General features: G+C 61.7%; 9 protein-coding genes. All 9 read right to left on the bottom strand.

What is annotated here, in order from left to right; all coding sequences use genetic code 11:
• Positions 1 to 96 precede the first annotated feature (96 nt).
• From M9827_RS08015 to M9827_RS27950, 9 genes are read right to left on the bottom strand one after another with little or no spacing between them, the layout of a single operon-like run.
• Positions 97 to 1044, bottom strand: coding sequence for a peptidylprolyl isomerase (locus tag M9827_RS08015; RefSeq protein ID WP_250604894.1), 948 nt, complete (start codon positions 1042 to 1044; stop codon positions 97 to 99).
• Positions 1041 to 1511 carry a YbjN domain-containing protein gene (locus M9827_RS08010; protein WP_122595734.1) on the bottom strand — a complete coding sequence of 157 codons (471 nt, stop codon included), beginning with the start codon at positions 1509 to 1511 and terminating at the stop codon, positions 1041 to 1043. Before M9827_RS08010 ends, M9827_RS08015 begins: the two co-directional genes overlap by 4 nt.
• A gap of 17 nt (positions 1512 to 1528) precedes the next feature.
• On the bottom strand, positions 1529 to 2158 hold the full coding sequence (locus tag M9827_RS08005; RefSeq protein WP_250604892.1) for a DNA repair protein: 630 nt from the start codon (positions 2156 to 2158) through the stop codon (positions 1529 to 1531).
• Positions 2159 to 2175: 17 nt separating this feature from the next.
• A complete protein-coding gene (locus M9827_RS08000) occupies positions 2176 to 3873 on the bottom strand; it encodes a putative porin (RefSeq protein ID WP_250604890.1) in 1698 nt (565 codons plus the stop codon).
• Between the two features lie 39 nt (positions 3874 to 3912).
• On the bottom strand, positions 3913 to 4617 hold the full coding sequence (locus M9827_RS07995) for an energy transducer TonB (protein WP_250604888.1): 705 nt from the start codon (positions 4615 to 4617) through the stop codon (positions 3913 to 3915).
• A gap of 3 nt (positions 4618 to 4620) precedes the next feature.
• A complete protein-coding gene (locus M9827_RS07990; protein ID WP_003201710.1) occupies positions 4621 to 5046 on the bottom strand; it encodes an ExbD/TolR family protein in 426 nt (141 codons plus the stop codon).
• Between the two features lie 11 nt (positions 5047 to 5057).
• Positions 5058 to 6854, bottom strand: coding sequence for a DUF2341 domain-containing protein (locus M9827_RS07985; protein WP_250604886.1), 1797 nt, complete (start codon positions 6852 to 6854; stop codon positions 5058 to 5060).
• Positions 6855 to 6868: 14 nt separating this feature from the next.
• Complete coding sequence (locus tag M9827_RS07980) at positions 6869 to 8467, bottom strand: ShlB/FhaC/HecB family hemolysin secretion/activation protein (protein WP_250604884.1); 1599 nt, start codon at positions 8465 to 8467, stop codon at positions 6869 to 6871.
• 56 nt (positions 8468 to 8523) lie between these two features.
• Positions 8524 to 9135, bottom strand: coding sequence for a transposase (locus M9827_RS27950; RefSeq protein WP_007915478.1), 612 nt, complete (start codon positions 9133 to 9135; stop codon positions 8524 to 8526).
• Positions 9136 to 9244: the final 109 nt, after the last annotated feature.

The following is a 9244-nucleotide window of genomic DNA, read 5'->3' as shown; positions in this document are numbered from 1 at the left end:
CTCGCGATAGCGGTGTGTCAGTCGACATTTCTTAAACTGACACACCGCTATCGCGAGCAGGCTCACTCCTACAGGGGGTTTGTGGTGTAGGTGAAATCAGTGTTTTTCCTCTAGGACTTTGTTGAGTTCAGCGCCGTCGATGCTCAGTGTTGCGGTGTTGAGCATGCCGTCCAGATAGGCTTGGGCGATTTGCTCCTGGCGTTGCGCACGCAAGGCCTGGGTCAGTTGATCGCGCAGTTCATCGAGGGTTGCGGTGCGTGCAGGCTGTTGCTCGGTGAGCTTGATCACATGGAACCCGGCGGCACTTTGGACGGGATCAGAGACTGCGCCAACCTTGAGCCGCGCCACGGCGCTTCGCACTTCCGGCACCAATTGCTGCAACGGTTGCAGACCGCTATCGCCGCCGCGTTCAGCGGTGACGCGATCCTGCGAATATTGAGTCGCCAGCGCGGCAAATTCCGCCGGTGCTGCCTGAGCTTTCTTGCTCACTTCAAGCGCCTGCTTGCGCACCGATTCAAGATTCTGCGGATCATTGACGCCGAGGAAAATCTGACTGACCCGATACAACGCCGGGGTCTGCCAGCTTGCCTTGCCCGCGTCATAAGCCTGCTGCAATTCCGCTGCACTCGGATAATCCGCCGGCACTTGGCTGACCGAACGCAAGTAATCACGGAACACGATCTGCTCAGTCGCCGCACGGGTCTGCCGCGCAACCTCCGGGCGCTGTGCCCAGCCTTGCGCATCAGCCTGCTCCAGCACCGCTTTCTCGGCCAGACGCGTGCGAATCCAGCGCTCCAGCGCCTCGCGGTTGCCGCGCAATTGTTCGCGGGTCTCTGGCGGGACTGTCGCGAGCAACGCCTGCAATTCATCAGGCGACACCTGCTGATTGCCCAACCGCGCCACCGCCGGTCCCGCAGCAACCGCCACCACAGAAGACGATTGCTGGGCGGCGACCGGGTCACTGCCCGGCCGCACCACCAGCGCCACGGCCACCACCAACAGCGCCACAGCGGCGGCGCTGATCACTATGGCAGGCTTTTTCACAGCGCGACTTCCTCTTGCTCGGCAACGGCGACTTTGGCGGTCTGCGCGCTACCGTTCTGGGTGAAATCACGCAGATAAACGATGAATTCCTGCAACAGCCGATCCCACAATTCCAGGTTGCCGCGCAGGTGATCGTTGCTCACGCCCGCCGCCACCACCACATCCATTTCCATCACCAGAAACTCGCCCTGCAACGACAAACGCGCAAAACGACGGCTGGCGTTCCACTGCTCGGCCACACCCTGTGGCAACTCCCCCTGCACCCGCAGCGCACAGCTGAAAGTGAAATCGACGTAGCTGCCCTGCTCCACCGCCGGATTACCAAAACGCACGGCGTAGCCGATGCCCTGACTGGCGCTGAGCAACTGAACAATACCGTTCTGCTCGGTTTCGTTGACGCGATAACCCGCAGCTTGCAGGACTTCGGTCAGAGATTTTGGCGATACGTGGCTGATCAATTGAGTCATTACTTCTTCCTTGTCTATCAGTGCGTGAGCGCGGCTTGCGGCGCGTCGAATTGAGTCTTGTAGAGGTCATCGCCAAACCCCTGGGCAAGTTCATCGAACTTGACCCGGGCGCTGCCCGCGAAGGGCTGGCGGATCTTCATCACCTCGGCCACGTCGATGTTTTCGTAGGCAGTGAGGATCTGTTTGGCGACGCCGTACATCTGCTGATTCTTGACTGAACATTGCTGCACTTGTGTGTCACGTTCAGCCAATTGCGCTTGAAGCTTAGACCGTTCTGCCTCTTTGGCACGGGCCAGCACCAGCAACTCGTCATAGGCTTTTTTGAACTTGCCGGTCTGCTCGGCGCTGGCCGCCACTTGCGCCTGCGCCTGGCTGTGCAGGCTCTGCTGCTGCCCGGCCAGTTGCTCAGCGACGCCTTTGGCCTTGGCCAGTTCAGCGCTCAATTGCTTGATTTGCGCCTGCGCAGCCTTGGCTTCGTTTTGCGCCGCCAGTTGCGCGGCGCTGGCCTGGGCCTGCTGACTTTGCAGGGCCTGCAACTGTTGCGTGGTGCTGCGCAATTGCGTGCGCAGGCGCTCTTCCATGCCTTCGGCATGCACCCCGGTGGCAATCAACAGCCCGAGCCCGAGCAACACAAATCGCGTTTTCATAACCCTCTCCCGGCGCCTTAGAAGCGCGTGTTGATCTCAAGCTGCAAGACGTCGATGTCGAACGGCGCTCCGTACACCGCTTCGGTGCTCATCCAGCGACCGGTGGCGTAAACGTTCTTCGCCAGACCGTAGTTGCCGCCGATGAAGTAACCCTTGGCGTTGGTGCCGCCGAGGTGGAACGACGAGTCGTTGAAGCCGTCCGGCAAGGCGTCGGGCTGGATGTATTTGTAGCCAGCGAACATGTTCCAGTCGCCCTGCTTTTTAAGGTCCAGCGCGCTGCCGAGGGTGAACTGCACCATCCACGCATTGGCGCCGCTTTCGATGTCGCCGTTGCTGTCGAGGTTGTTGACGATTTGCCCAGCCGAACGTTTGCGCATGTCGCCTTCGTCGTACGCGAGGTTGTGGATGTAATTGCCCTGGCTGCGCAGTTTGAAGTCTTCTGGCAAGTCGGCATCCCAGACCATGTTCAGATCAAGCAGATTGAATTCCGAAGCAAGGCCAACAAACTGCGGTTGCGGTGTGGTGGTCGGGTTAAGCGGGTTCGGCGTGATGTCGCGCAGCAAGAACACGCTGTTGCCCTTCTGCATGAACGCCGCACGGCTGCCATCGCTGTCGCAACCCGGCGCGCCGGCCCACGGTTCGCAAGGGCTGGAACGCTGGCCCTGAATGTCGTCGAAACGGTAGTAAGCCAGTGCACCTTTCAAGCGGTTGTTGCTGTTGATCGCCCACCTGGCGCCGATCTGCGCGCCGTACAGCCACTTGTTGTCGCTCTCTTCCTTGTCAAAGCCGTTGCTGCTGGCGGTGTCGTTGGTGTAATCCACCGGGAACGCGCCGACGGTGCCGAACACGCCCCAATCGCGATTGAGTTTGTGGTCGAAAATCGCCGCCACGCCGTCGAAGTTCAAGTCGTTGGAATAGAGCATGTCGGTGGACATGAACGGGTTGGCGAAGCGCCCGCCGGTCAGGGTCAGCTCATCCGTAGGCTTCCAGTTCAGATAGCCCTGATCGAGCCAGATGTCCTTTTTGGCGAAACCGCCGCCGAGGTTTTGTGTGGTCGACACCGGGTTGTTGTCCGAACCGGTGCCGATACGAATGCCAGCGGTCCATTGCGGCGAGATCTCCGCTTTCATGCCCAGCCGCGCACGGATACGGAATTGATTGGTGCGGTCTTCGCGGGTGTTGAGCAGCGGCGGCAGATTGGTGCTGCTGTTCGGGTTTACGTCGTACGGGCCGTTGTTGTTGAGCTTGGCGAAGTCGACGATCTCGTTGCTGTTGCTGTCCGAGTAGTAGCGCGATTCGTTGCGCAAGCGAATGTCGCCATCGAAACTGATGCGCGCAGCCCATTCCGGGAAGCTGTTGGGCGCGGCCCAGTTTTCCTGTTTGGCAGTGGCCATGACCTCGGCTTTGACCTGATCACGGATCTGGTCGCGCACCGCGGCCGGCACGTATTGCACACGGACGTCACCCGGCGCCGCCACTGGCCCCGCCGCCACAGCGGTGGATGCCGCAGCCTGTTTAGCCTGCGCCGCTTCGTTCTGCGCCTGAGCGATCAGCGCATCGGCCTTGTCCTGTTTCAGAATGCCCTGCTCGACCAGCAAGCGGATCAGATTGATCGTGGCGTTCTCCGAGGGCGCAGGCGCTGCCACGGCCTGACCGACCAGGGTCGCAATGACCATGCCGACCGCCAGGGACAATCGATTCACGTTGGAAATCATCTGCACACAACTCCTTTTGCCAAAGCGTAAATAAGTGAATTAACCCGGACGCCGTCCTTGCAGGGACAGGCGCACAGGCAACGTGATGGAGGCCGGTGGCCGTTCGCTCAGCGCCGGCGCACCGCGTAACGCGGCCAGCACTTGCTTATCAATTTCGGGGTTGCCGCTGGACTTGATCAGCTCGACGCGGGTGATCTCGCCGACGCTGCTCAGCCAGACATCGGCCTGCAGCGAGAACGCGAGGTTGCGCAGCTCAGGGTTCTCACGCAGCAAACGCTGGAAGGTGAACGCCAGAAACTGGCTGTACGTGCCCGTGCCCAGACGCCCGCCACCAGTGCCAGCCATGCCGCCACCCTTGCCCGCGCCGATGTTGAAAGCGTCGTTGCCGGACTGCGCATCGCCGTCCATTTGCATCGGGTTGGCCAGATCATCCGCCGGGGATGGCGGCGCTTCTTCCTCGGGCTTGACCTCCTCCGGCTCCGGCGTTGGCTCCGGCTCGACGACTTTTTCTTCCACCGGGGTTTCCGGTTCTGGCGGTTTTTCCGGCGGCGGTGGTGGCGGTGGCGGCAACGGAATGATCGTCGGCACCTTCGGCGCTTCGCGGCGGATGCCGCTCATGTCATTGGCCCACTGCCACAGAAACCATGCGGCGAGCGCACCGATGAGCAATCCGGCGCCCCACTTCGCGTAACGCAGCGCTGGTTTTTTCACCGGCAGTGGCTCAATCGGGAGTTGTGCAGTCATGACTCAGCCCTGACTCGGTTTGCCGGTGACGAGACCGACCTGGGACAGTTCGAGCCGGCGCAACAGATCCAGCACTTCAATGACTTTCTGGTACTGCACGGTCGCATCGCCGCGCACGATCACCGGGAAATCCGGGCTCTGCGCCTTCTCGATGCGCAGACGTTCTTCGAGTTCGGCCAGGGTCACCGGGTAAGCGTCGAGAAACACCTGGCCGCCGTCATTGACCGAAATCGCCTTGGTCTTGGCCTCGGACAGCGACACGGATGCGCTGGCCTTGGGCAGGTTGATCTGGATCCCGGAAACCTGTGCGGTGGCGGTGAGGATGAACATCACCAGCACCACCATCAGCACGTCGACCAGCGGGGTGATGTTGATGCTGTCCACCGCGGCATCGTCATCATCGTCGTGGGAGGCATTTACAGACGCCATGTCAGTGCTCCTCAGGCCGGTACGGAGTGGTTGGCGTGATGGCCGCGATGCGCCGCCTCACTGAACTGGCTCTCGCCGTGCATCTCCGCCAGTCGGGTGATGAACTCGTCGACGAACACGCGCATGTCGGCGCTGACCTCCTTGTTGCGGGTAATCAAGCGGTTGTAGCCAAACAGCGCCGGGATCGCGACGAACAGGCCCATGGCGGTAGCGAGCAAAGCGGCGGCCATACCGGGAGCGATGGCGTTGATGTTGACGTCACCGGCCATCGCCGTGCCGAGGAACACCACCATGATCCCCAGCACCGTGCCGAGCAGACCGATGTACGGGCCGCCGGCGATGGCGTTGGACAGGGTCGAGAGCTTCGAGCTCAGTTGCTGGTTTTCACGGGTGCGCACGCCGTCCATGGAGCAGCGGATGGCTTCGATGGTCGCCGCAGACACCGACGAGGTATCGGCGCCCTGTTCGCGACGGGTGCGGATCTCTTTGACCGCCACCAGGTACAGGCGCCACAGCGACGAATGCTGCAAGCGCTGGGCGAGTTGCGCGTCGTCGGCGAACATCTCCAGACGTGTGCCGACCTTGGCGAACTGCACACGGAAGTCTTCGTTGGCGGCAGTGACGCGGCTGAGGCTGCGGTTTTTGCGCAGCATGATGATCCACGACTGGAACATCATCAGCACCAGCACGGCGATGATTACCCAGGCGTCGATTGGCACCGCGTTGAGCAGGAAGCCCAGGCTGCCGAAACCGAAACCGGATTGCTCTTCATCGACGCCGTAAGCGACCAGTTTCGACTCGGCGCCTTGTGAGGTGGCGTCGGCCAGCAACAGCGGCGCCGGACGGGCAACTTTCGACAGACGCAGTTCGTCGATAGCGCCCACGAAGGGCTGGAGTGAACCCTCGTGCAGATCGGCGCCGATCGCCATGACCGAGTTGAAGGCCGGCATCGCCTGGGCGAGCGTGGCGGCTTCGCGACCATTGATGTACAGGGTCACTTTGGAACCTTCAGCAGTCAGCGCAACGTGTTGCCATTGGCCCGGATTCAGCGCTTGCGTGGCGACAGCACGTTGGCCATCGATCTCCACAAACGGCACGCCTTGGTTTGCTCCGATCAATAGACTGTTGGCGCCTTCGCGACGGGCGAGAATCAGTTGCTCGCCACTGGCCTGATCAAGTCGCAGCCAGGCACTGAAGGTGAATGCGCTACCAGCGTTGTGTTGCAGCGAAGGACTGGCCGGCAGCAGCAACGGCTGGCCGCTGAATTGCAAGGCGCGCCCGACGACGCCGTCAATCGCCGCACCGGTCGCGCTTTGTGCGGTATTGCCGTAGGCCGTGGTGTCTTTGGCCGGGGTGCCGGTGGCGCCGTCGAAGTGATAGAGCGCGGTGTAATTCGGGTCGAAGGTCAGTTGGCCGTTGCCGGTCGCCGGCGCCTTCTGATTGCCGTAGTACATCCAGATGTCCTGGCGCTGACCGCCCTCGACATTCGGCACATCGACCCAGATCAGTGCCATGCCCATCAGCGCATCAAAGCTTTCGATCTGGTGGTTGAGCACGGTTTTGTCATCGGCGGCGACAAAACGCAGGTCCGAACCGTCCTCTTTCACTCCATCGAAGGTGAAGTTGCCGGTGTGCAGGCGCACCAGCAGCGCAGTGCGGCCAAGAGCCTGATTGATCGCCGCACCTTGCGGCGTGGTGTCGACGGCGATCTGTTTGCGGTAGTGCCAGTCGTCCTGCCACCAGGCCTGAGCCGTGGCCGGGAGCACGAAGCCCAGGCAGATCAACAACGAAAGGAAGAGGCGCTGCATGAACGTGCTCCTTGTCAGAAAGTGGCTTGAAGGTTGAAGTGCAGGCGCGATTCCTGTTTCGAGGTGTTCGGCCCTTCGAGTAGCGGAAAGCCCCAGTCGAGGCTGCCGGACAACCATTTGCTCAGGCTAGCGCGGGTGCCGAGGCCGACGCTGGCCAGGGCGTAATTGGCGTCCTGATCCGGCAATTCGTCGCGCAGATACAGTTGCGCGCCCTCGGCGAAGGCGTAGAAGCGCCAGTCCTGCATCCACGTGCCGGCGTACTTGGCCAGCGACGGCGTGCGCAGTTCCTGGCTGAGCAGCAAGCCGTCATCGCCGGTGCGTTCGGCGGCCAGATAACCGCGCACCGAAGTCGCGCCGCCAGCGGAGAATTGTTCGTTGGAAACCAGTGGCCCCGACGCTAACTGGAACGCCGCTTTGCTTGCGCTTTGCCAGTCGCTGTCGAAGGTCCAGGTGTAATTGGTGTCGCCCTTGAGCACGGCAAAACTCGGCTTGGCGCGGTAGCGCTTGTAGTCGAAATCTTCGTCGGAACTGCCGTAGCCGAAAATGCTGCGGGTGGCTGCCACCAGGCTCAGGCCGAGGCCGAGTTGGCTCTTTTCGCTGTAGCGATAGCCGTTGTAAGCGAAGGTGAATGGCGCGTACTGCAGGGGGACTTTGTCGCTCTCGCCGGACAGGGTCAGGCGTTCGTCGAAGTCCTTGAAGTCGATGCCGGCCGACAGCGAGTTCGACCAGTTGCCGCTCGACGGCAGCGTATAAATCGCCGAGACGCCGTAGCTGTGGCCCTTACCGAGCACGTTGCTGCCACCGATGGTGGCGACGTTGCTGTCGGACTGGTAACCGGAGAACTGCACGCTCCAGCGCTCGCTCAGCGGCGCGGTGTAGGAGCCCGACCAGACCTTGGCGTTGTCGGTCTCCTGCGGCGCGGTGAAGTAGGTCAGGTTGATGCTGTGGCCGAGTTGCCAGAGGTTGTTGTAGCCGAGACTGGTGACGGTGCGCAGCTTTTCGGTGTCGGCACTGTAGTCGTTGTTGAGGCCGACGCTGGCGGTCCACGGGTTCTGGTCTTCGACCTGCAAATCGACGTCCATGGTGCCGGGGCGCTGGCCTTCGCGCACCAGCGGCATGACTTGCCGGCCCGGGGTTTTGTTGAGCTGCGCCAGTTCGCCCTGAACCTTGGCGAAGTCCGGTACCTCGCCTTCTTTCAGCGCCGGAACGTCGTCGCGGATGTCCAGCGGCGAATAGTGCTTGGCGCCGACTACACGCACGCGGCCGACCTTGGTTTCGCTGACTTGCAGATAAACGATGCCGTCGGCCACGGCTTGCTCCGGCAGCTCGACGAACACCGATTGATAACCGCGCTCCTGATAGGCTTTTTGCAACGCGTCCCGCGCACCTTCGATGTCGCTGAGGGCTTTTTGCGGGCCGAGAAACGGGTACACCGCCTCTTCAATCGCCCGCGCATCGAGCACGGTGTTGCCGCGCACGAAGTATTCATTGACGTCGACCAGGCGCTGCGCCGCAGCGCTTTCGGCAGCTTCATCGGCCAACGCCGGCTGCGCGCCCGCCGTCACCAGCAGCCAGCCCCACAGCGCCAGCCGTGACTTGAAAATCGGTTCCACACTACCCCCTGAATTCGCGATGACCTGTTGGCGTTTCGAACGCCGCGTGTATGGCGTCAATTGCTGGCTGTCGAGGCGCAGGCGTGTTTGCCCAGCCACGTGTGCAAAAGCGCAAAGTTCAAGGAGAACTCGGGCATTTGCAGCAACGCGCCGCAGAACACTTCGCCGATGATTTTTTGAATGAGCAGCACCGCCCGTGGCTCGTTGAGCAACGTGGCGATGTCGCGACTGAGGGCGTTGAAGCTCCAGACTTTCTGGTTCAGGCCCAGGCCGACGAACCAGCGGAACAGCAGGTTGTAATTGAGCTGTTCGTAGAGCTGCTGCTCGCTGGGCACCGAATACAGCAGTTGCAGGAGCAGGATGTGCATCACCGTTTGCGCGGGAATCAGCATGCCCGGCTCGGCATTGAGGTCGTGCAGGAGTTCGCGGTGGGCGTCGAGCAAGTCGTCGATCTGCGGGCGCAGCAACACCAGCGAATGCCCCGGCGGAATGTAGCTGGAGACCTCTTTCAAGGCGCCCTGCCAGTCATCCTGCGAGACAATCCAGACCCACGGCGCGCCGTAGCGATACACCGAAACCGGCTTCTTGCGCGCCGCTTCGACGATCTTCGACAGGCGTTGATCGAGTTCCTGCATGCCCACTTTCGAGTAGCGTTCCATAGTCCCCATTGCCTCACTCCCGGCGTCCCGCCTCGGCTTGTGAAAAGCGCCCCGTAGGGCACCTCAAGCGCGTTACATAGGCATGACCGGACTGGCGATGTGCTACCGAACTTTTGTC

Source organism: Pseudomonas sp. AKS31, assembly GCF_023634765.1.
Classification (GTDB): Bacteria; Pseudomonadota; Gammaproteobacteria; order Pseudomonadales; family Pseudomonadaceae; genus Aquipseudomonas.
The sequence above is the reverse complement of the archived record's forward strand: the minus strand, read 5'-3'. Positions and strand labels throughout refer to the sequence as shown.

Bases quoted from the DNA above. Each gene is read 5' to 3' on its own strand.
- M9827_RS08010 (WP_122595734.1), bottom strand. From the start codon at position 1,511: ATGACTCAATTGATCAGCCACGTATCGCCAAAATCTCTGACCGAAGTC.
- M9827_RS08005 (WP_250604892.1), bottom strand. From the start codon at position 2,158: ATGAAAACGCGATTTGTGTTGCTCGGGCTCGGGCTGTTGATTGCCACC.
- M9827_RS08000 (WP_250604890.1), bottom strand. From the start codon at position 3,873: ATGATTTCCAACGTGAATCGATTGTCCCTGGCGGTCGGCATGGTCATT.
- M9827_RS07995 (WP_250604888.1), bottom strand. From the start codon at position 4,617: ATGACTGCACAACTCCCGATTGAGCCACTGCCGGTGAAAAAACCAGCG.
- M9827_RS07990 (WP_003201710.1), bottom strand. From the start codon at position 5,046: ATGGCGTCTGTAAATGCCTCCCACGACGATGATGACGATGCCGCGGTG.
- M9827_RS07985 (WP_250604886.1), bottom strand. From the start codon at position 6,854: ATGCAGCGCCTCTTCCTTTCGTTGTTGATCTGCCTGGGCTTCGTGCTC.
- M9827_RS27950 (WP_007915478.1), bottom strand. From the start codon at position 9,135: ATGGGGACTATGGAACGCTACTCGAAAGTGGGCATGCAGGAACTCGAT.